A 22318-nucleotide genomic window follows, 5' to 3' on the forward strand; every position below is an offset into this window, starting at 1 on the left:
TTATCCCCAATTATGCCCCGTTTAGCCACTACAATTGAAGCCATTCTCTACTTAAAAGGTCAACCCGTTAGTTTAAATGATCTTGCTGAATTGGCCCAATCGAGCAAAGAAGATACCCAAGAAGCCCTAATTGAGCTAATCTCTGATTATGCTCATCGAGATAGTGCCCTAGAGGTTTTAGAAACCCCATCTGGCTATAGTCTGCAATTGCGAGAATCCTTTCAAGACTTAACCCATAATCTACTTCCGGCCGAGCTAGGAGTCGGGGCATTGCGAACCTTAGCCGCTATTGCCTTAAGCGGTTCTATCTTACAAACGGAGTTAGTAGACTTGCGCGGCAGTGGAGCTTATCAGCATGTAGGAGAACTGGTAGAATTAGGATTAGTGCGTAAACGCAAAAAAATGGGCGATCGCACCTTTCGCTTACAAGTCACCCCTAAATTTCATCAATATTTCCAACTCGAAGACCTTCCCCAACCCTTCAGTTCCCTGAAAGAAAGTTTAGTCGCTTCCGAAGCCATGGAAGAACCAGAGCCGGAAGTAATGAGCAATGAACAATGAACAATGAACAATTAAGGATTCTCTTGGCAATACCGTTGAGTGACTTGGTGACGATAAGTAAACATATCTTCGAGCCGGTCAATTATAAAGCTCCCTAAGACCCATTCTGCTATCTCTCCCCCAAATAATTCTAACCGAATCGTATCCGTTAAGCGAGTGCGATCGCCTTCTGGGGTGAATTGATGGCGATGTACCCAACTCTGACAAGGGCCTTCAACTTGGCGATCGACAAAATATTCATAGGGTACACAATCGGTATGGCAAGCTAACCACTTAATCGGAATCAAGCCCAATTGAATCTCAAATTCTGTAATGGCTCCCACGCCTAAACCTCCTTCCCGACGCAACACTTTTACCGGTTGCCAAGGAGGAGTTAACCGATTTAAAATATCGGGGCGTTCATGGAATGTCCACACTCTTGATACGGGTGCATCAATTACAGTCGATTTTTCAAAGTTGAGCATAATTTTACCGTGATTTAAAATAACCCTGAGACAGAGTTCTAGGGGCGAAAAATTTTTCACCCCTACTTAACCCTACTCCCAATCTTGAATCGATTCTTGCAAAATTTGTTTACCGTTCTCTTCAACCGTCAAAAAAGATCCTTTAGCCGTGTTGAAAATCACATAATATAGATAGTTACCATTGCGTGCTTCAAAATACTCTCCGCTAGAATCATAATCAGTCAAGTCCAGGCGAATATCATCCCCTGTCTGCTTATCGACACCCACATAAGTGTAAGGAGCATCACCGCCACAAATGCTTACCCAAAAATTCTCAGTTTCTGCCAATAAATAGGTGCTTTCACCCTCATTGCAATAATTCCGAAGTTGAGCCATACGAGTTTGGCCAAAGACTTGACGTAAGGGCATCAGACTGGCGAGTAAACCCAGGAGAATAGAGGCACTTAAACTTAGACCCTTGCGGGTTAGGAATAGATTTTTCATGTTGTGTGGAGAAAACTCTGCATCAATTCAAATCACCTCATCATAGCAAGCCGATTCCTGAGATGTCATCCTCTCTTTTCGCCAGCTATACAGCATAAGTTATACAACAGTTTCCTGGCTCTATGCGGTACATAAATGGCGGTTTTTAACGATAGCCAGAATAGCTCATTCATGTCCCCTTGCTCAAAGCTAGATTGAGTCTGTTGTTTACTCCCCCATTCCCCCATTCCCCCACAGAGGGCGCGAAACGCTATATCTTCTGACTGATGGCTAAATGCTGTTTTAGAGTTTCTGCCGATAGAGTTCCTTGGATATGTTGCCAGGGTAAAATTCTCTGGGTTGACCAATTTTCATGTACATAATCTTCTAAAGGGGGGAGTTGTCCTTGAAAATGCTTAAAGGCTTGCCGATAACTCCCTAGAGAATCCCCGGAGTTTTGCGTGAATTCTAGAATATGGGATAAGCGGCGATCGCCCCTAGAAATTAGGGCTTGAATCACTGACCAGTTGTAACTCTCTGGGCGGAACTCTACGCCCATTTTTCCTAAACCTTTTTGCAAGAGCTTTAAGCGTTTCTTGGCTTCTGGGTTTACTCCATACCATTGAAAGGGGGTATGGGCTTTAGGAACAAAGGTGCTACATCCCAAGGTTAAACGCAATCCAGGAGCTGCTTTTTTTAAGTCTTGCATTAAGTCTAAGGTGGGTTCTAAATCTTCAATTTCTTCTCCGGGAATGCCCACCATGCCATAAAATTTAATCCCTTTGAGTCCTCCAGCTTTGGCGTTAATTGCTGCTTGAATAATTTCCTCTTGTTGCAGTTTCTTGTTGACAATTTCCCGCAATTTTTCCGATCCACTTTCAATGGCGATCGTAATCGAGCGGCTATCCCGTTGACTGAGAATACGGGCGAGTTTTTCGGTGACGGTATTGGTGCGGACAGACGCTAGACTGAGACGCACTTGGTCGTGTTTGGGTTGACTCAGATAATCGAGTAGGGCATTAAATTCAGGATGTTGGGTAACTGAAGCGCCTAATAATCCCAGGCGGTTGGTGAATTTTAGTCCTTGTTCGATCGCCGGAATTAATCCTTCTTGTAAATTTGCTGTCCGAAAGGGTAACGTCAGATAGCTGGCAAGACAAAATCGACAGAGTTCTGGACAAGACCTGACGACTTCCACCATGTAAATGTTTTCCCAGGCGGCTTTTGGGGTAACCACTCTAGAAGCCAATAGGGTTTTACCGCGATAGGTTTGTTTTGCGGGCCGTTCAGGAATATGATCTTCAATGGGGGTAATGGCGGCGATCGCCCCCATAGGACTTTCGTAGGTTACTTCATATAAACTCGGCACATAAATGCCTTTTACCTGGGCTAACTCTCTCAATTGCTCCGCCCTAGATGCACTCCGCACCCCTTGATAGCGGTCGATAAACTCGCCTAATAACTCTTCCCCATCCCCCAATAAAATCACATCAAAAAAGTCGGCAAAGGGTTCAGGATTAGCCGTTAAAACCGGGCCACCTCCGAAAATTAACGGATGATGCTGCTGGCGCTCCTGGCTCCTTCTCGGTATACCTAATTGGTCGAGCAGAGTCAAAATATTGCCATAGTCTAATTCCCAGGATAAAGAGAAACCAACGAGTTCAGCCTGTCGGGGTGGTTTTTCTCCACCATCGGTAAATAAGCGACTCACGGCCACATCCGATCGCCCACACAACTGCGACCAAATCACTTGATAGCCTAAACTGGTGATACCGATACTGTAGCTATTCGGAAAGGCGAAAATAACCGGTATTCCATTACTTTCAGGGGATACCGGGGAGAATAGAAGTTGCTCTTCATCCAGGGGGATAGACAAGGAAAAATGCCTTCATTTGAGTTTTGGCCATAAATTGGCCTATTTTAGACTATCATTGTACAAAAAAAGCGGACTTTTGTCAAATTGATAGAAATTAGCCAAAAAAAGAGCTAAAAGGCTAACTCTTCATTCCTCTTTTTTTTGCTGGCAAAAGAATTTATAGCTTGCCATTTTTTCACTAATTCTTTTTAAAGATTTAATCAAAAATCCGCAAAACCACGGAGTCATTTTCCTCCCTCGGTCGGCTACGATGAAACTATACCCTTCTTAAGATTTTAATCAGGGACATGCTAAGGGGGTAAGCCGGTTGAAGCTGTTAGGCACGAGGGGTCAACAACGATGAAATCCAGAGCAACCCATGTACAGGGAAAAGCAAAAACCGTGGTTAGCCTTCATCGAGAAGGAGTACATCGAGATACCTTAGTGCCCCATGAAGATGGAGCATTGAGCGTCGAAAATCTCTCTGCGATCGCCCTAGCCGATCGAGCCGATCTCCTATTTGAACAAGCCAACACCTATCAGCAACAGGGAAACCTGCCCGCCGCCCAAGCCTATTGGCAACAATCTTTACCCCTATATGAAAGTCTGGAAAACCATCAACGAATTAGTCAAATCTTAGGCTATTTAAGTCATAGTTATTACGCCCAAGGAAACTACAATCGCGCCCTGGAATATCAACAAAACCGACTAAAATTAGCGCAACAACTGGGCAATTTACGCCTCGAAGCCCAAACCTGGGGTAACTTAGGTAACGCCTACCGCCACCAAGGATCGTATACAGAAGCCATTAGCGCTGAAAGTCGCAGTATTGAAATAGCACAACAGATCCCAGACGATCGCCTATTAGCTGTAGGTTTAAACAACTTGGGCTTAGTCTACAAAGCGATGAACGACCTACCCAAAGCGATCGCCTATCAAACTCAAAGCCTAACCCTAATTCGGGAACAGGACAACCCCCTCATGGAGAGCCAAATTCTCCGCAACCTGGCCAATGCCTACCATGCTCTCGGCAATACGGAACAAACTATCAACTATTATCAGCAACTCTTAGAACTAGCTCGTACAACCCAAAATCAACGGTTAATCGCCAAAGTCTTAAGAAATCTTGGCAACACTTTCCATACCTTGGGCAACTATAGCCAAGCCATTACCTACTATGAAGAACGGCTACAGCTTGCCGAACAATTACAAGACCAACGCATGAAAGAACAAATCCTAGGCAGTCTAGGCGTAGCTCATGATGCCCTAGGAAACTATCAAGAAGCCACCCACTATTATGAACAGCGCCTACAAATTGCCCTACACCTCAAAGATAAACGCTTAACCGGGCAAACTTTAGGTAACCTGATCGTTGCGTGCAGCGCTCTGGGTGACTTACTCAAAGTCGAACAATACCGAGAACAACGGCAAGCTTTAGCTTAGGAACAATTAACAATTAACAGGGAAGCAATCGCCAAAACTACCGAGATTATGGAGATTGCTTCATTGCACTGCGTTCCATTGGCAATGACATACTATTTGTTAATTGTTCATTACTCATTATTCATTACTCACACACTCCCAAGCCAACTTAGCCGCCCCCACCATTCCCGCTTGATTGCCCAACTCGGCCACCAAAACCTGGAGTCCTTCGCGGGAAGTCGGCAATACACGGCGTTCAATTTCACTCAGAGTAGCCGGGAGAAAATAGGGGGCACTTTGACTAATACCCCCACCCAGAATAATCGCTTCTGGAGTCAAGACATAGATTAAATTCGCCAAACCTGCACCAAGACGATGACCATAGTTTTGCCAAAATTCCAGCGCTTGTCGGTTACCACTTTCCGCTAAGTGGCCCAAGTCTTGCGGGTCAAGATGGCCCAGACGGCGAACAGCAGGAATAGAAACCTGTTGCTCTAAAGAACCCGCATTCCCACTGTTGCAGGGATGGCCGTAGAGGTCAATCGTGATCAGACCCAGTTCTCCGGCAGTGCCCTGGCGACCGGTAAATAATTTACTATTAATAATGATAGCTCCACCGACTCCCGTTCCTAGGGTGAGCAAGATCAGATCTTGGAAATGGCGGCCGGCTCCGATCCAAGATTCCCCCAGTCCAGCGCAGTTTGCGTCGTTTGCCAGGGTGACAGGCTTGCCGGTTTTTGCTTCTAACCAGGCAGCTAGGGGCACATCTTGCCAGTTGGTGAGGTTGATGGCAAGGCGCGAAATTTTACCCGTTTGGTCTACGGGGCCGGGGACACCGACTCCCAGGGCAAGGGCGCTCTCGTCGGGGTCAAGTTCCGCCAGGGCAGGCAGTAGGGCGCTGATAACCGCTTCCGGGGTTGCTGGTTGGGGAGTCGGGAGGGTGAGGGTATTTTGGCAACTGCCATCCTTACGAAACCGGCCCAGTTTGATGCCAGTTCCGCCGATGTCAATACCGATAACTGTTGATTCGTCCATGGGGGGATGGGGGGATGGGGGGATGGGGGGATGGGGGGATGGGGGAATGGGGGGATGGGGGGATGGGGGGGATGGGGGGATGGGGGAATGGGGAGATTTGTTATTACCCATTCCCCAATTGTTAATTGTTAATTGTTCATTGTTAATTGTTCATTGTCATCGGTTGGGATAGCGGAAGCCTCGGTTCTGGAGTTGTTGCTGCACATTGGGACTGGGAGCGTAGCCATAGCCCCAGTTGGCATCCTCCACATCTTGGATGATGTTGGGGGTAACCACAATCACCACTTCTGCCCGGTCAGACTGTTTATCAGTGCGCCGGAACATGCGGCCGATGATGGGTAGGTCTCCAAGAATGGGTAGTTTAGACACAATTTCCCGTTCTTCGTCTTGGATAACCCCAGCAATTAACAGAGTTTGACCATCGCGCAGGCGGATTTTACCGGAACTTAACTCCCGTTTGGAAACTAGGGCGACTTGTTGTTCTAACCCATCTACAATGACGCTGTAAGTATCGGTGGGGGTGGAGATACGGGGATTGATAGTCAAGGTAATAAACCCATTATCGTCAATCCGATCTACAGTGATGGGCATTAATAAGCCCACATCCTCAAATTCCGTGGTAATGGTAGTGGTTGTAGTATTGGCATTAACGGTACTTTCTTGTTCTACGTTAACGGGGATGCGGTCTGTGAGGTTAATGGTTGAGGTTTCGCCCTCTTGAATGGTGAGGGTGGGGTCAGTGAGGATTTTAGCGTTTCCTTCAACCACATTGGCTTGCAGTCGCGCTAGGAACTGGTTGGGATATTGGAAGACTTGGGGCAGTTGGTAGGCGAGTTGTGCCGCTTGACCAATGATGGCAGGTAAGCCATTGAGAGCAGCACCTGTAGCCGCAGAAATCAGCTCACCGGTAGGGTTAGTTAGGGCGGGAATGCTTCCGCCTCCTGGAACCAGTTGACTCAGCAACCGGGGGATACCTTGGTTATCAAAGAATTGAGGAGCAATAGTTCTAGCTGCGGAGACTAAATCGCGGCCATTAATTAGGGGTTGGAAGTCGCCACCGCCAGGGGTTAACTCACTGAATAAACGAGGAGTTCCTGTGGTATCCAAAAATCGGGGAGCCTGGGTAGTTACACGAACTGGGCCATTAACAGGGTCAATGAGAGGCTGGAATGTCCCACCACCAATAGTTAACTCATTAAAGTTGCGAGGAACCCCATTAACATCATAATAAACCGGTGTATCTGCTCCCGCAGGAATGAGTTCAATGGTAAGAACTGCATCCGGATTATTGGGGTCAAAAGGAGTTGAGCCTTCTCCAGGCAAGGGATCAAATGGCCCCTGAGAATAGATTTGTCCAGGAATATTGAGTTCACTAAGTAAACGAGGGGTTCCTGTAGAATCAAGGAAATATTGGGGCCCAGTTCCCGCAGTCACAACATTTCCACTAGGATTGAGCAACGGTTGGATATTCCCCCCCCCAAGAGTCAGCTCGCTCAGTCTCCGAGGTTGACCGTTAACATCAAAGAATTGTGGCGCTTGCGCTCCTGCCTCGACGAGAGAACCATTAGGGGTCGTCAGGGCTGGAATTTGGCCCCCACCCAGTTGCAACTCACTTAACAGTCTAGGTTGTCCATTGGCATCAAAATACAGGGGGGCTTGAGTGCCAGTAGTAGGAGCAGTCACCAAATTATTGGTTTGGTCAACCAAGGGTTGGAATGCGCCACCCCCAACGGTGAGTTCGTTTAGACTGCGGGGAATACCATTGCGGTCATAGTATAGAGGAGGTGTTCCCGAAGAGGGGGAAACCTGACGACTCCCAGCACCGGGAATACCGGGGGAAGTTACGTCAAAGCCAGCCACTCCGGGAGTGGTGGGTAAGCCACCGGGGGAGAATACAGAACCCGGTTGGTTTTGCCCTGCGGGAACCAGTTGGCCAGTAGCGGGGTCGCGCACCAGTTGGGTTCCATTGGGGTTGACAAAAGGCTGAACTCCTGCTAAGGGGTTACCCACAACAGGACGACCAAATTGGTTATTAAGGGTTTGAGTGGCTGAAGGTGGGGCTAAACGGCCGAAGTTAGCGATACCTTGACCGCCATCCACGACGAAGAAGGAATCCCCAGAACCAAAGGAAAAACTACTGTTAGAAAACTCGCTTGCGTTGAGGTTAATATCAACGACTTTGACATTAACCGAGACTTGGCGACGGCGCAGGTCTTGTTGAGAGAGCAGACCTGTCGCAATTTCTACTTTGCGGGGGTCACCGACAAGAGTAATAGAGTTGAGACGCTCATCGGCAATGATGGAGAGACCGCGCAGGAGGAGGGGGCCATTGGCTTCTTGAACGGTGAAGTTTTCAATTGCAGTGGTGGTTTCTTCGGTTTCCCTTCGGTCTACCCCTTCCCCTTCAACGGTGCGGGTGGTGTTGGTAACGACTCGTTGATAGTCGGCTCCTTGGGAGGCGAGCAGGGTGGCGGAGGCTTCTACTTCGGCTTGGTTGAGGCGGAGGGTACGGGTAATGACCGGACTTGATTCTAGGGGCAGGCTAGTGCCAACAAAGATGGTGCGCCCGACGCGGTTGGCTTGCAGTCCGCTTAGTTGCAAGACGCTATTAAAGACGTTTTGCACGGGTTCATTTTCGATGTCCAGAGAAATTGTGGAGCCAGCAACAGCAGTGGCTGCTCCCGCTTGACCTTCAGGAGCGGCTGCGGCGTTGTCGGTGAAGGCGAGGTTCATACCTGCTACCCGTGCGAGGAGAGCGAGAACATCGCGCACGGGGGCATCGCGGAGAACGAGACGGGGGACGTTTTCCGAGGAGCCGAGGTTGATGGTGCGCCCGGATGCGTCGATGGTGGATACGGAGATGTCGCCGAGGGGTGGGGCGATGGCTCTTTGCCGGAAGGGAGGCGCAACACCGGTTCCGGGGGGTAGGCTGGGGATGCCGTTTTGCAGACTGGGCAGGGGGACATCGTTGTAGGGAGCGCCCTGGGCCATCTGTTGAGGGGGGCTTTGGGCGATGGGTCGGGGGGCGGGGGGGTTGGGGGCAGTATTGGCGCTGGGTTGGGGGGTGTCTTGCTTGAGGGAGAGAATGAAGTTAGAGCCGTCTTGAATGCTGATGCGGCCGCTGAGGCTGCCTTGGTTGCCGGTGACGGTGACGCGGATGCTATTGTTGTCTACGGAGTTGACGCTAACGGAGGCAATGCCCGGTGCAGGGTTGGCTTGCATGAATTCGCCGCTAGGGAGGTTGAGCTGCATGTTGGAGATGTTGGCGACCCATTGGTTGCCATTGGGCACGGCAAAGACTTGGGGGCGATCGCCTTCTATTGTGCCTAAAATGACTTCAATTCCCCCATTAGTGGGGTTGAGGGAGACATTGTTAATCCGGGTCGGAGCTGCCCATGCTGCTGAGTTTGCCAGGATAACGGCGGTGCTACTCACCAGTGCCCCACTTAGTCCAAAATAATACTTATTCATTGCTCTCCTCACGCGATCGCCTTAGACACTGAATTAATATATCTAATGCAAAGCCCAGTAAAATTAGGGTTTGCCTACTTAAGCATAGATTATGGTTACATATTTTTCCTTAAGTGACCCTCAATCGTCAATAGTTTAGGGCAAATTGGTCAGATGGAGAGATAGAGCTTTTTTTATTCCCTATTGTGACTATCCTCAACTACTATGATAACCAGCCTATAGGATTGAATTACCTTCACTTATGCCTAGAATCCTTTCCCGTCCGTTGTTTTCCTTGAGTTTGCTATCAGCGATGTTAGGCTTAATTGCCTGTCAACCCAATTCAGAAACCTCTCCAGAGAGTACCAATCAGCTACCGGTGCGTTCTGCCCATGGAAGTTGGGTTGAGGAGAGTTTTCAAACAGCAGTAGTCAATATTGGCTTACAACAACTGGGTTACCCCATTGATACTCCTAAAGAATTAGATTATGCAGCCATTTATCTCTCTGTAGCCAATCAAGATATTGATTACAGTGTAGTTTATTATGATGTCGGCTATGAAGCCTTTTTTGAAGCAGCTAACCGCAATAATCAATTGGAGGGAATTGGCCAGCTTGTCCCTCCAGGAACTCAAGGGTATCAAATTGACAAGAAGACGGCTGAGGAGCATGGAATCACGAATATTGAACAGTTAAAAGATCCAAAAATTGCTGCCCTTTTTGATAGTGATGGAAATGGTAAGGCGGATTTAACGGGATGTAATCCCGGTTGGGCTTGTGGAGCAGTAATCGATCATCACATTGAAGTGTATGGGCTGGCTAATACTGTAGAACAAAATCAGGGGAATTATGCGGCGCTGTTGGCGGATACGATGACTCGCTATAAGGAAGGAAAAGCGATTTTATATTATGGCTATAATCCCCATTGGGCATTTGCAGTATTAAAGCCCAATGAAGATGTAATTTCTTTGCAGGTTCCCTTTACTTCTTTACCTGAGAGTGAAGAAATGGGCGATCTGACAGCAGAGGATACCACATTTGAGGGCAAAAATTTAGGTTGGCCAGGTGTGGGACAAAGATTTGTCGTTAATCGAGAGTTTCTTGCCAAAAATCCCACAGCTCAACGCTGGTTTGAAATGGTTACTATTCCGGTAGCAGATATGAATAAGGTGAGCTTGGCAATTCAGGAGGGTGCAAATACTCCGGATGATATTGAGCGTTTGGCACAGGAATGGGTGAGCGAGAATCAAGCCCAGTTTGACACTTGGTTAGCCGAAGCGAAAGGGGAGTAGGGAATAGGGGAATGGGGGAGTGGGGGAGTGGGGAGATGGGGGAGTGGGGGGATGGGGGGATGGGGAGATCTCTTATAATGACGGAAAATGAGCAAAAGCCTCATTTTTAATTTTTAATTGGATTGTCATGAGTCAAGTCAGTTTGGTGCGAGCAAAATCCTATGAGCGAGAGGCGCTGAGAGCTTCTCTAGTGGAGGTTCTGGCTCCTTTGGGAGGAATGAAGTCACTGGTGAAAAGGGGCGATCGCGTCTTACTTAAGCCTAACCTATTAACCGGCGCTCGGCCGCAAAATGAATGCGTGACTCGTCCGGAAGTGGTGGTTGAGGTGGCTCGGTTGGTGCAAGAAGCAGGAGGTGTACCGTTTTTGGGCGATAGTCCAGCCTTTGGTAGTGCCCAAGGGGTGGCTGAAGCAAATGGCTATTTACCCTTTTTGCAGGAAGTGGATTTACCGATCGTAGAATTTCGAGGTAAACGGTATCAAATAGAAGGAGATAGTTTTGGCCATTTGTTGCTGTCGAAGGAAGCAATGGACGCAGATGTAGTGATTAATTTACCGAAAATTAAGGCTCATCAACAGTTGACAATGACGCTGGGAGTAAAGAACTTATTTGGCTGTGTGCCCGGCAAAATGAAGGCATGGTGGCACATGCAAGCGGGCAAAAGTCCCCAAGAATTTGGGGCGATGCTAGTAGAAACAGCTCGCACCATTGCGCCTAATTTAACTATCATTGATGGTATTATTGCCCATGAGGGGAATGGGCCGATGAATGGTACACCCCGGTTCCTAGGCGTTTTAGCCGCTTCTGAAGATGTGTTTGCTCTAGACTTAAGCCTATTGGAACTGCTAGGCGTTGATCCGATGCAGGTTCCCACCCATGTAGCAGCTCTGGCGGCAGGCTGTTATGCTCAGGAACAGGTCAACTTTCCCTTATTGAATCCGCAGGAGTTCGGGATTTCAGATTGGAAGTTACCAGAGACAATGCAACCCATTGATTTTGGAATGCCAAGGGTGATTAAGTCCACGTTTAAACATTTATATATTCGCTTAATTAAGGAGCCGATGAGCTATTATCAAACACCCAAACAAAAGATATCCTAGTGGATTGTTTCAGCTAGTTTGATGCATTATGGGGAGTGTGTATCGCTGGTAGATATAAACCTACCCCTAGAGACCCTACAATGGTTTCTTGGTAAACGATCGCCCTACACCCCCATGTCTAAACCCTCTCCATCTCCAGCGAACCACGGAGCCAATCTTGGCTATGAAGCCGAACTCTTCAAGGCGGCAGACAAGTTACGGGGCAATATGGAGCCGTCGGACTACAAGCATGTTGCCCTGGGCTTGATCTTTTTAAAACACATTTCGGATCGCTTCGAGACCCGGCAGCGAGAACTAGAGGAGGAATACCCGGAAGGGGTAGAAGATCCCGATGAGTACGCGGCCGAGAATGTGTTCTGGGTTCCCCAGACGGCGCGGTGGTCGCATCTGCAAGCCAACGCCAAGCAGCCCACAATCGGTAAGTTGATTGATGAGTCGATGTTGGCGATTGAAAAGGAGAATGCCTCCCTCAAGGGGGTATTGCCCAAGGAATACGCCCGTCCAGCCTTGAATGCGGTGATGCTGGGGGAGTTGATCGATCTGATCTCTAACATTGCCCTGGGAGAGGCGCGGGATAGCGCCAGGGATGTGTTGGGGCGGGTGTATGAGTATTTTCTGGGTCAGTTTGCCGGGTCAGAGGGCAAGCGGGGGGGCGAATTTTACACGCCGCGATCGGTGGTGCGGGTGTTGGTGGAAATGCTGCAACCCTACCAGGGGCGCGTGTATGACCCTTGCTGCGGTTCGGGGGGAATGTTTGTACAGTCGGAGCAATTTATCGAAACTCACGGGGGGCGGATTGGCGATATTGCCATCTATGGGCAGGAAAGCAATTACACCACCTGGCGCTTGTGCAAGATGAATTTGGCGGTGCGGGGGATTGATTCGGATATTCGCTGGAATTCGGAGGGGTCATTTCACAAGAATGAGTTGCCAGATTTGCGGGCTGACTTCATTCTGGCGAATCCGCCGTTTAATATTTCCGATTGGGGCGGGGACAGGCTGCGGGAAGATGGGCGCTGGAAGTTTGGCATTCCGCCGACGGGCAATGCTAACTATGCCTGGTTGCAGCATATCTGGCATCATCTCGCGCCGACGGGCACTGCTGGGGTGGTGTTGGCCAATGGGTCGATGTCATCGCAACAGAGCGGCGAGGGGGAAATTCGGCGGGCGATGATTGAGGGGGACGCGATCGATTGCATGATCGCTTTACCGGGGCAGTTGTTTTATTCAACGCAGATCCCCGCTTGTCTGTGGTTTTTGGCCAAGGATAAGTCCAACGGCATCGCACGGGATAAGAAGCTGAGAGATCGTCGGGGGGAGATCCTGTTTATTGATGCCCGCAAGTTGGGCTACATGGTGGACAGGACGCGGCGGGAATTTAGCGATGAGGATGTGGCGCAGATTGCCGATACTTACCACCACTGGCGAGAAGGGAGTGGTTATGAGGATGTGCCGGGATTTTGTAAGTCTGCAACCTTGGAGGAAATTCGGGGGCATAACTACGTGCTGACACCGGGGCGCTATGTGGGGGCGGCGGCGGCTGAGGAAGATGATGTACCCTTTGAGGAGCGGATGGCGGAACTGACGGCTAAACTGGGGGAACAGTTCAAGGAATCGGCGCGGCTGGAGGCGGCAATTCGGGAGAATTTGGGAGGGTTGGGCTATGACTTTTGAGATCGTGCCAGAAGGCTATGAGGTGTTGCTGGCGGAGCTGAAGGAACGGATTTGCTCGGCTCAGGTGCGGGCGGCTCTGGCAGTTAACCGCGAGTTGGTGTTGCTGTATTGGCAAATTGGGCGCGAAATTTTAGTGCGGCAGGGGCAGGAGGGCTGGGGAGCCAAGGTGGTTAGTCGCCTCGCCAAAGACCTAAAGCAGGAGTTCCCGGAAATGACTGGATTTTCACCTCGCAACCTCAAGTATATGAGGGCTTTTGCGGAGGCTTGGGAGGGTGAGTCAATAGTGCAACAGGTTGTTGCACAAATTCCGTGGGGTCATAATGTCCGCCTCTTGGACAAGGTAAGCGATCCAGCCGTAAGGCTTTGGTATGCCCAACAAACGATTGCTTATGGCTGGAGTCGGGCTGTTCTGGAGCATCAGATCGAGACGCAGCTTTACCAACGTCAAGGTAAGGCTATTACTAATTTTGAGGCAACGTTACCCAAGCCCCAATCGAATTTAGCCAATCAACTCCTCAAAGACCCCTACACATTTGATTTTTTAAGCTTGGGAGCGGAAGCCCAGGAGCGAGATTTAGAACGGGCACTGGTTGAGCGCATCCGTGATTTTTTGCTGGAGCTTGGGGTGGGGTTTGCCTTTGTGGGCAGTCAGTACCATCTGGAGATAGGGGGTCAAGATTTCTACATCGATCTGCTGTTCTATCACTTGCGGTTGCGCTGTTTTGTGGCGATCGAGCTGAAAATAAATGAATTCAAGCCGGAGTATTCGGGCAAGGTGCGTTTTTATGTGTCGGTGATCGATGATCTCCTACGCCACCCAGAGGATCGTCCAACCATTGGGCTAATTTTGTGCAAGTCTCGCAATCAAACCATTGCTGAGTATGCGTTGCGGGATGTGAACAAACCCATCGCTATTGCCCGGTATCAGCAAGAGCTACCGGAGGAGTTGCGGGAGGTTTTGCCGAGTGTGGCGCAGTTGGAGGCGGCTTTGGATGAAATAGAGGTAATGGTTAATAGCACTGAGCCAGGAGACGTTGGGGGAGGTGGCGATCGCTGAATGAATGGAAAGCACAAAGTCTGTATCTTGACGTGACTATCGCTCGGCTTGCGGGTCTAAGGTGGCGGGTTCTCTCGCTGTAATTGTATTTTCTGATTGATTAAAGGAGGCGATCGATGAGTGAGTGGAAGGAATATCGTCTTGGCGATGTCTCATTAAAAATCGGAAGCGGCGCAACGCCTAAAGGAGGAAAAGATGTTTACCTAGAGAATGGAGATATTGCATTAATTCGTAGCCAAAATGTCTACAATAATCGATTTGATAAAGGCGGGTTGGCTTTTATTAGCCCATTTCATGCAGATGCTCTATCAAATGTTGAAGTTCAACTAGAAGATATACTTCTTAATATCACTGGAGATAGTGTTGCTCGTGTTTGCCAAGTCCCCATAGAAGTTTTACCTGCTCGTGTAAATCAGCACGTTGCTATAGTCAGAACCGATCCAGACACTCTATGTCCACGCTTTCTTAGATATTATCTTGTTGCACCTTCAATGCAAGCCTTTATGCTACAAATAGCTTCTTCAGGTGCGACTCGAAATGCCCTCACAAAGGGAATGATCGAAGATTTTAAAGTTCATGCTCCCCCACTCCCCGAACAAAAAACGATCGCCCGCATCCTCTCTTCCCTTGATGACAAGATCGAACTGAATCGGCGGATGAACGAAACCCTGGAGGCAATGGCCAGGGCGATTTTCAAGGATTGGTTTGTGGACTTTGGCCCCACCCGCGCCAAGCAAGAGGGACGCGCCGCCTATCTGCCAGAGCATTTGTGGCCGCTATTTCCAGAAGCGATCGACCTTGAGACGGGCTTGCCGATGGGGTGGAAAATGTCGAAAATAGAAGAGTTTATGGAGTTAGCTTACGGTAAATCTTTAACAGCTAAAAATCGCTTGCCTGGTGATGTCGTAGTTTATGGTTCAGGGGGAGAAACTGGATTTCACAATGAGGCACTTATAAGTAGTCCTGCTGTAATTGTGGGTAGAAAAGGAACTGTCGGTAGCGTTTATTGGGAAGATCGCCCGGTCTTTCCAATTGACACTGTATTCTATGTTATCCCAAAAAGAACATCTTTATTTTTTTGTTATCAGCTATTGATAAATCAGCCATTATCTACCATGAATACTGATGCTGCTGTTCCTGGGTTGAATCGAAATAATGCTTATCGGTTAGAGTTCCCATATCCAGGTGTTGACTTATTAAATGCCTACGAATCAATCACCTCTCCTATTTGGGCACAACGAGGAATAAATCTACAAGAATCTCGCACGCTGGCTGAACTGCGCGATCGCCTCTTACCCAAACTCATGTCCGGCGAAATTCGGGTTAAAGACGCTGAGAAAATAGTCGAGGAGGTGACGTAGTGCCCACTGTTTATCTTGAGACATCTATCATCAGCTACTTGGCTTCACGACCCAGCCGCGATCTCATCGTTGCCGCCCATCAACAAATCACCCAAGATTGGTGGGAAACTCGCCATGAGTGGGACTTGGTGATTTCTGCCCTTGTAATTTCTGAAAGTCAAGCAGGGGATGTCGAGGCATCAAAACGCCGTCTCAGTTATATTCAGGGTTTACCGATCCTCAGACTCAGTGATGAAGTTGTCAACTTAGCCGAAAAACTTCTCAATGGTGCAGCACTTCCCCTTAAAGCCAAAGATGACGCACTGCATATTGCGATCGCAGCTATTTATGAAATTAACTACCTGCTCACCTGGAACTGCAAACATATCGCCAATGCCAACAAACGCCCTGTAATAGAAAATATTTGTAGAGAGGCAGGCTGCCAGCCCTCCATTATCTGTACCCCCGAAGAACTATTAGGAGATCACGATGTGGAATGACCCAATTATTGATGAGCTACACCGTATCCGAGAAGCTCGCGCCGCTCACTTCAACAACGATCTGCGATTAATGGCTGATTCCCTCAAAGCCTTAGAGCAGGAATGGTTATCCAGGTTTCCTGAACTGCGCGTTAGCTTGCCTTGCGGATCAAATCGTCTCTTACCCAAGCTCATGTCCGGCGAAATTCGGGTCAAAGACGCTGAGAAAGCGATCGAGGAAACCCTATGAATCAAAACATCCCGCGTACAGTTACCCCCCCTCGGATTGAATACCTCAAAGTTCAAAACTTCCGAGCATTACGCGAAGTTGAACTCAAAGACATTACCCCCCTCACTGTCCTCCTTGGCCCCAACGGTAGCGGCAAATCTACCCTCTTTGATGTCTTTGCCTTCCTTGCCGAATGCTTTGAACTGGGATTGCGTCGCGCCTGGGATAAACGCGGCAGAGCTAAAGAACTCAAAACCAGAGGCAGTGAAGGGGCGATCGTCATTGAAATCAAATACAAAGAAGCCAACTATCCCATCATTACCTATCATCTAGCCGTTGATGAACGCAACGGCGCACCCTTCGTTAAAGAAGAATGGCTTAAATGGCGACGAGGTAAACAATATGGCGCACCCTTCAGCTTTCTAGACTACAAAGAAGGCATCGGACGCGCCATCAGTGGCGAATATCCAGACGATGAAGACCAACGCATCGAAATTCCCCTCAAATCTGCCGATCTCCTCGCCGTTAACGCCCTCGGACAATTTGCCGAACATCCCCGCGTCGCCGCCCTGCGCGACTTCATCACTGGTTGGCACGTCTCCTACCTCTCCGCCGACAGCACCCGCAGCCAACCTGAAGCTGGCCCCCAAGATCGCCTGAACCGCACCGGAGACAACCTCGCCAACGTCATCCAATACCTCGACGAACAACACCCCGATCGTCTCGAAGCCATCTTTCAAACCCTGCGCCGACGAGTTCCCCGCATTGAAAGGGTTTTAACCGAATCTATGCCCGATGGTCGCCTACTCCTCCAAATCAAAGATGCCCCCTTCGCCCATCCCGTACTCGCCCGCTTCGCCTCCGATGGCACCCTAAAAATGTTGGCCTATTTGGTACTCCTGCAAGATCCCATTCCCCCTTCCTTTATTGGCATCGAAGAACCCGAAAACTACCTCCATCCCAAATTGCTCCCCGAACTTGCCGAAGAATGCCAGCAGGCAACCACCCGCACCCAAATGCTCGTCACCACCCATTCTCCCTTCTTCATCAACCCCCTAGACCCTAAACAAGTCCGAGTTATCTATCGAGGAACCGATGGCTACACCCAAACCCAACGGATTGCCGACATCCCAGGCATCCATGAATTCATCCAACATGGAGCCAGCCTAGGGGACTTGTGGATGGAGGGACATTTTGGTGTTGGCGATCCATTGAATCAGGAGGGTATTTAATGCCAGAAACCCACAGCCCTTGTATCGAGGTTTTAGTGGAAGAACCATCTGCTGAGGAAGCCCTCAAGTCCCTTTTGCCAAAACTCATCAAGGGGCGATCGCGCTATAAAATCATTAACTTTGGGAGTAAATCCAAGCTCCTCAAGGTACTGAGCCAGCGTTTAGCCGCCTATGGCGATCGCATCAACAAAGGGGAAAACTTACGGATTATTGTATTAGTCGATCGAGATGATGACGATTGTAAAAAATTAAAGAATCAATTAGAAACAATTGCCCAACAGAAAGGATTATCCACAAAATCTAAACCCAACTCTGAAGGAAAATTTTTAGTTCTGAATCGGATTGTCATCGAAGAACTGGAATCTTGGTTTATTGGCGATCCAGAAGCTTTGCGTAAAGCTTTCTCCAGCTTGCCGAATATATCATCTAAATCAGGCATCTTTCGCAGTCCCGATAATGGCGGCAGTTGGGAAGCTCTCCACCGTTTCCTCAAAAAACATGGCATCTATAAAAACAGCTACCCTAAAATAGAAGCAGCCCGCCGTATTGCTCCCCACATGAACCCAGATCAAAATTGCTCCCCCAGTTTTAACTGCTTTAGAGCGGGGCTAGAAGCCTTGTTATCTCAATAGAGTTTACATGATGTCCTACCTCACCGAAGCCCAGATCGAACAAATCCTCCTAGAGCAACTCCAAACCCTCGGCTACACCCACTGGATTGATGCGATCGCCAATCCCGACGGTGAGCAGCCCGAACGAGAATCCTACGCTGACACCATCCTCACCCAACGGCTCCGGAAAGCGATCGATCGCCTCAACCCCGCCATTCCCCCCGCCGCCCGCGACGATGCCTTTAAGAAAATCATCGCCACCGAAAAACCCAACCTCATCGAAGAAAACCGCCGCCTCCACCAAGCCTTGGTGGAAGGAATCGATGTAGAATTTTACGCAGAAGACGGCACGATACGGGGCGATAAAGTCTATGCGATCGACTTTGCCAATCCTGACGCTAACGATTGGCTCGTGCTGAACCAATTTACCGTCATCGAGAACCGCCACAACCGCCGCCCCGATGTCGTCGTCTTCATCAACGGACTACCCATTGCCGTCATCGAAATTAAAAATCCCGGCTCCGAAACCGCCACCCTCGCCGCCGCCCACAACCAACTGCAAACCTACAAAACTCAAATTCCCTCTCTTTTTCGCACCAACGCCATCCTTGTGACTACTGATGGACTCACTGCCCGCATCGGCTCCCTCACCGCCGACCTCGAACGGTTCATGCCCTGGCGCACCATCGATGGCGAGGCAATCCCCAAAACTTCCCCCGAAATGCAAGTGCTAATCGAGGGCGTGTTTGCCAAACCGCGCTTACTCAACCTGATCCAAAACTTTACCGTCTTTGGTGACACCGGCTCCGGCCTCCGTAAAATCATCGCTGGATATCACCAATTCCACGCCGTCCAAAAAGCCGTTGCTAGAACCATTACCGCCATTCAAGGCGACGATCGCAAAGCCGGAGTCATCTGGCATACCCAAGGCTCCGGCAAAAGCCTACTCATGGCCTTTTATGCGGGGCAACTGGTGCGCCGTCCCGAACTGGAAAACCCGACAATCGTTGTGATCACCGATCGCAACGACCTCGACGATCAACTCTTTAGCACCTTTGCGATGTGCCGCGATCTGATTCGCCAAACCCCCCAACAGGCTGACAGCCGCGAAGATCTGCAAGCCATCCTCAACCGTGCCTCTGGCGGTGTAGTCTTCACCACCATCCAAAAATTCGCCCCCGCCGACGGTAGGGGCGGGTTTCAAACCCGCCCCTACAGCGATCGCCGCAACATCATCATCATTGCCGATGAGGCCCACCGCAGCCAATACGGGTTTAAAGCCAAAGTCGATCAAAAAACGGGAGAAATCGGCTATGGCTTCGCCAAATATTTACGGGATGCCCTCCCCAACGCCTCCTTTATTGGCTTCACCGGAACCCCCATCGAAGCCACCGACGTGAACACCCCCGCCGTATTCGGTGAGTATATCGACATCTACGACATCAGCCGCGCCGTCGAAGATGGCGCAACCGTCCCCATCTACTACGAAAGCCGCCTCGCCCGCATCGACCTACCCGAAGACCAAAAGCCCCAGATTGACGCAGAAATTGAAGAACTCTGTGAAGATGAAGAACAATCAGAACGGGTGAGGCTTAATCAAAAATGGGCCACGGTGCAAGCCTTAGTTGGAGCAGAAGCCAGGTTAAAACTCGTTGCTGCCGATCTTGTCAATCACTTTGAAAACCGCGTCTCAGCCCTAAGCGGTAAAGCGATGATCGTCTGTGTCAGTCGGGCAGTCTGCGTCAAACTTTACAATCAGATTGTCGCCCTCCGTCCCGATTGGCATTCCCCCGACGATAACGAAGGCAGGATCAAAATCGTGATGACGGGTTCCGCCACCGATCCCCTGGACTGGCAACCTCACATCGGCTCCAGATCGCGCCGCGATCTCTTGGCTAAACGGGTTAAAAATTCTCACGATTCCCTGCAACTGGTGATCGTGCGGGATATGTGGCTCACGGGGTTTGATGCCCCCTCAATGCACACGATGTATATCGATAAACCGATGAAAGGACACGGCTTGATGCAGGCGATCGCCCGTGTAAACCGCGTCTTTCGCGATAAACCGGCTGGCTTGGTGGTGGACTACATCGGCATTGGCCAACGCCTTAAAGAAGCATTACGGGACTATTCCGCCCAAGATCAGCAACAGGCTGGTATTGATGAGGGAGAGGCGATCGCCCTGATGCTGGAAAAATACGATGTGGTTCGGGCGATGTTTCACGGCTTTGATTATCAGCGCGGGTTAGCCGGAACACCTCCAGAACGTCTAGTCGTAATGGCTGAGGCGATCGAATGGATTCTCGACCAACAACATCAAGCCGCCCAACAGGAAACCAACGACAACGCTAAAAAACAGGCCCACCGCCGCTATCAAGACGCGGTGCTGGCCCTCTCTAAAGCCTTTGCCCTAGCCGCCGCCAGCGATGCAGCCTGCCAAATTCGGGATGAGGTCGGCTTCTTCCAAACCATCCGCGCTGCCCTGGGTAAGGGTGGGTTTGAAACCCACCCTTACGGTAAATCTGCTACAGACCGGGAGTTTGCCGTTCAGCAAATTATCGATCGCGCCGTTGTCTCTACTGAAATTGTCGATATTCTCAGTGCCGCCGGGCTATCTTCCCCCAACATTTCTATTCTTTCCGATGATTTTCTGCTAGAAATTCAGCAAATGGAGAAGAAAAACCTCGCTCTAGAAGCCCTAAAACGCTTACTGAATGACGAGATTCATTCGCGCAACCGCACCAATATTACGGAGGAGAAAAAGTTTTCTGAGCGCTTGGAAAAGGCGATCGCTCGCTACCACACCAGCGCCATCAGCACGGTTGAAGTGATCCAAGAACTGATTAACTTAGCTCAAGCGATTAAATCCGCCCGCCAACGGGGTGAAGCACAAGGACTTTCTGCTGATGAAATCGCCTTTTACGATGCCCTAGCGGAAAATGAAAGCGCTGTAGAAGTCATGGGCAATGACAGCCTGAAAGTGATCGCCCATGAATTACTGATGAGCCTGAAGTCGAACGTTACGGTGGATTGGGCACACCGGGAAAGTGCCCGCGCCAAACTACGCAGCACCGTTAAACGCATTCTCAGAAAATATGGCTATCCTCCCGATCTCCAGGCTGCTGCTGTGCAAAATGTCTTGCAACAAGCGGAGGAACTATCGGCTGCATGGGTGGCTGGTAGTTCGGAACCAGGGTAGGGGAAACTTCTAATACAGCACGAAGGACTGTAAGTCTGAAATTCATCCTACTTGCGATCGCCTCTTCACTCCAGAGTCACAGCCCTTGCCCTTTCTGCTGGAACTTGAGAAAAGGGTGAGAGGTCATGGAGATGATAGGGTTAAGTAAAGGATGATGGAAATGATAACAAATTTTAGAGAAAAATCGCTACAGGATCGGATGGGTTTAGGGCTGAGTTTGGCGAGTCTCTTGATGGTGAGTTTTTCAGCCGGTGGACTTCCTGTGATTGCCCAAACTCCCCTTTTAGTCAGTCAGTTGTTCCCAGATGCAAACGATGTTGTGATTCCAGAAGGGGTATTACTGCCAGTAGTTTACGATCGCGCCGAGACAGTAGTAATTGCCCCCGATGAAACCTTTGAATTAGTATTAACGATTCCTGACAATATTACCTCTCGTCAAGGACAGTTATTGATTCCCAAGGGATCTCAGGTGAGGGGAGCCTTACAACCGATCGCCGGAAATACCGTAGGGACTCGCTTTGTGGCGCAGGAGTTGATTCTGGTGAATGGTTCTCGTGTACCGTTAGATGCGATTTCGCGTACATTTACGAAAACAGAGCGTATGGGGCGATCGCGAGCCACTTCAATTCTCAGAGGTGCAGCCATTGGTGCGGGTGCAGCCACCATTTTAGCTGGGGTAACCGGCGATCGGGCGATCGCCACCGAGGAGATTTTAGGGGGTGCAGGTTTAGGAGCGCTGACTGGGGTATTTCTAGGACGGGGAAAAACCGATGTGTTTGTCATCAATCCCAATACCGATCTAGAGTTACGGTTGCAATCCGACTTGAGAATTTCCAGTCGCACTGGACGTTGGTAAAG

At 49.6% G+C, this 22318-nt stretch carries 18 protein-coding genes; 13 read left to right on the top strand and 5 right to left on the bottom strand.

Going from position 1 to position 22318, the window contains the following annotated elements:
* The first annotated feature begins 12 nt into the window (after positions 1-12).
* Positions 13-561, top strand: a complete 549-nt coding sequence (scpB, locus tag AC3FZD_RS18725; protein ID WP_488737470.1) for an SMC-Scp complex subunit ScpB — start codon at positions 13-15, stop codon at positions 559-561.
* Between the two features lie 11 nt (positions 562-572).
* Here scpB and AC3FZD_RS18730 read toward each other — a convergent pair whose 3' ends face one another.
* From AC3FZD_RS18730 to AC3FZD_RS18740, 3 genes are all read right to left on the bottom strand, one after another.
* Positions 573-1025, bottom strand: a complete 453-nt coding sequence (locus tag AC3FZD_RS18730; protein WP_488737471.1) for an SRPBCC family protein — start codon at positions 1023-1025, stop codon at positions 573-575.
* Between the two features lie 72 nt (positions 1026-1097).
* Positions 1098-1508 carry a hypothetical protein gene (locus tag AC3FZD_RS18735; RefSeq protein ID WP_488737472.1) on the bottom strand — a complete coding sequence of 137 codons (411 nt, stop codon included), beginning with the start codon at positions 1506-1508 and terminating at the stop codon, positions 1098-1100.
* Positions 1509-1758: 250 nt separating this feature from the next.
* Complete coding sequence (locus AC3FZD_RS18740) at positions 1759-3363, bottom strand: B12-binding domain-containing radical SAM protein (RefSeq protein WP_488737473.1); 1605 nt, start codon at positions 3361-3363, stop codon at positions 1759-1761.
* Positions 3364-3702: 339 nt separating this feature from the next.
* On the opposite strand from AC3FZD_RS18740, the gene AC3FZD_RS18745 reads away from it, so the two are divergent.
* Positions 3703-4785 (top strand): tetratricopeptide repeat protein, encoded by a 1083-nt coding sequence (locus AC3FZD_RS18745; protein ID WP_488737474.1) that lies wholly within the window; start codon positions 3703-3705, stop codon positions 4783-4785.
* Positions 4786-4902: 117 nt separating this feature from the next.
* Here the strand turns inward: AC3FZD_RS18745 and AC3FZD_RS18750 are convergent, their stop codons facing one another.
* Both AC3FZD_RS18750 and AC3FZD_RS18755 read right to left on the bottom strand, forming a co-directional pair.
* A complete protein-coding gene (locus AC3FZD_RS18750; protein ID WP_488737475.1) occupies positions 4903-5799 on the bottom strand; it encodes an ROK family protein in 897 nt (298 codons plus the stop codon).
* Between the two features lie 156 nt (positions 5800-5955).
* The gene (locus AC3FZD_RS18755; protein ID WP_488737476.1) at positions 5956-9270 is read right to left on the bottom strand and encodes an AMIN domain-containing protein; all 3315 of its coding nucleotides are present in this window, start codon (positions 9268-9270) and stop codon (positions 5956-5958) included.
* Positions 9271-9511: 241 nt separating this feature from the next.
* Between AC3FZD_RS18755 and proX the strand changes: the two genes are divergently transcribed.
* The 11 genes from proX to AC3FZD_RS18810 all read left to right on the top strand — a co-directional run bounded on the left by proX (position 9512) and on the right by AC3FZD_RS18810 (position 22316).
* Positions 9512-10540, top strand: a complete 1029-nt coding sequence (proX, locus tag AC3FZD_RS18760) for a glycine betaine/L-proline ABC transporter substrate-binding protein ProX (protein ID WP_488737477.1) — start codon at positions 9512-9514, stop codon at positions 10538-10540.
* Positions 10541-10667: 127 nt separating this feature from the next.
* Positions 10668-11639 (top strand): Npun_F2552 family protein, encoded by a 972-nt coding sequence (locus AC3FZD_RS18765; RefSeq protein WP_488737478.1) that lies wholly within the window; start codon positions 10668-10670, stop codon positions 11637-11639.
* Positions 11640-11753: 114 nt separating this feature from the next.
* Positions 11754-13313 carry a class I SAM-dependent DNA methyltransferase gene (locus tag AC3FZD_RS18770; RefSeq protein ID WP_488740388.1) on the top strand — a complete coding sequence of 520 codons (1560 nt, stop codon included), beginning with the start codon at positions 11754-11756 and terminating at the stop codon, positions 13311-13313.
* A complete protein-coding gene (locus AC3FZD_RS18775; protein ID WP_488737479.1) occupies positions 13303-14370 on the top strand; it encodes a PDDEXK nuclease domain-containing protein in 1068 nt (355 codons plus the stop codon). Before AC3FZD_RS18770 ends, AC3FZD_RS18775 begins: the two co-directional genes overlap by 11 nt.
* A 116-nt stretch (positions 14371-14486) precedes the next feature.
* Complete coding sequence (locus tag AC3FZD_RS18780; protein WP_488737480.1) at positions 14487-15731, top strand: restriction endonuclease subunit S; 1245 nt, start codon at positions 14487-14489, stop codon at positions 15729-15731.
* The gene (locus AC3FZD_RS18785; RefSeq protein ID WP_488737481.1) at positions 15731-16210 is read left to right on the top strand and encodes a type II toxin-antitoxin system VapC family toxin; all 480 of its coding nucleotides are present in this window, start codon (positions 15731-15733) and stop codon (positions 16208-16210) included. The genes AC3FZD_RS18780 and AC3FZD_RS18785 overlap by 1 nt, the downstream gene beginning before the upstream one ends.
* Positions 16200-16439 carry a hypothetical protein gene (locus tag AC3FZD_RS18790; RefSeq protein ID WP_488737482.1) on the top strand — a complete coding sequence of 80 codons (240 nt, stop codon included), beginning with the start codon at positions 16200-16202 and terminating at the stop codon, positions 16437-16439. The genes AC3FZD_RS18785 and AC3FZD_RS18790 overlap by 11 nt, the downstream gene beginning before the upstream one ends.
* The gene (locus AC3FZD_RS18795) at positions 16436-17650 is read left to right on the top strand and encodes an AAA family ATPase (protein ID WP_488737483.1); all 1215 of its coding nucleotides are present in this window, start codon (positions 16436-16438) and stop codon (positions 17648-17650) included. The genes AC3FZD_RS18790 and AC3FZD_RS18795 overlap by 4 nt, the downstream gene beginning before the upstream one ends.
* Positions 17650-18282: a DUF4276 family protein gene (locus tag AC3FZD_RS18800; RefSeq protein WP_488737484.1), complete on the top strand. Its 633-nt coding sequence runs from the start codon at positions 17650-17652 to the stop codon at positions 18280-18282. Before AC3FZD_RS18795 ends, AC3FZD_RS18800 begins: the two co-directional genes overlap by 1 nt.
* A 10-nt stretch (positions 18283-18292) precedes the next feature.
* Entirely contained in the window at positions 18293-21460 is a 3168-nt protein-coding gene (locus AC3FZD_RS18805; protein WP_488740389.1) for a type I restriction endonuclease subunit R, read from the top strand.
* 160 nt (positions 21461-21620) lie between these two features.
* A complete protein-coding gene (locus AC3FZD_RS18810) occupies positions 21621-22316 on the top strand; it encodes a hypothetical protein (RefSeq protein ID WP_488737485.1) in 696 nt (231 codons plus the stop codon).
* Positions 22317-22318: the final 2 nt, after the last annotated feature.

The organism is Roseofilum sp. KMC-1 (genome assembly GCF_057802075.1).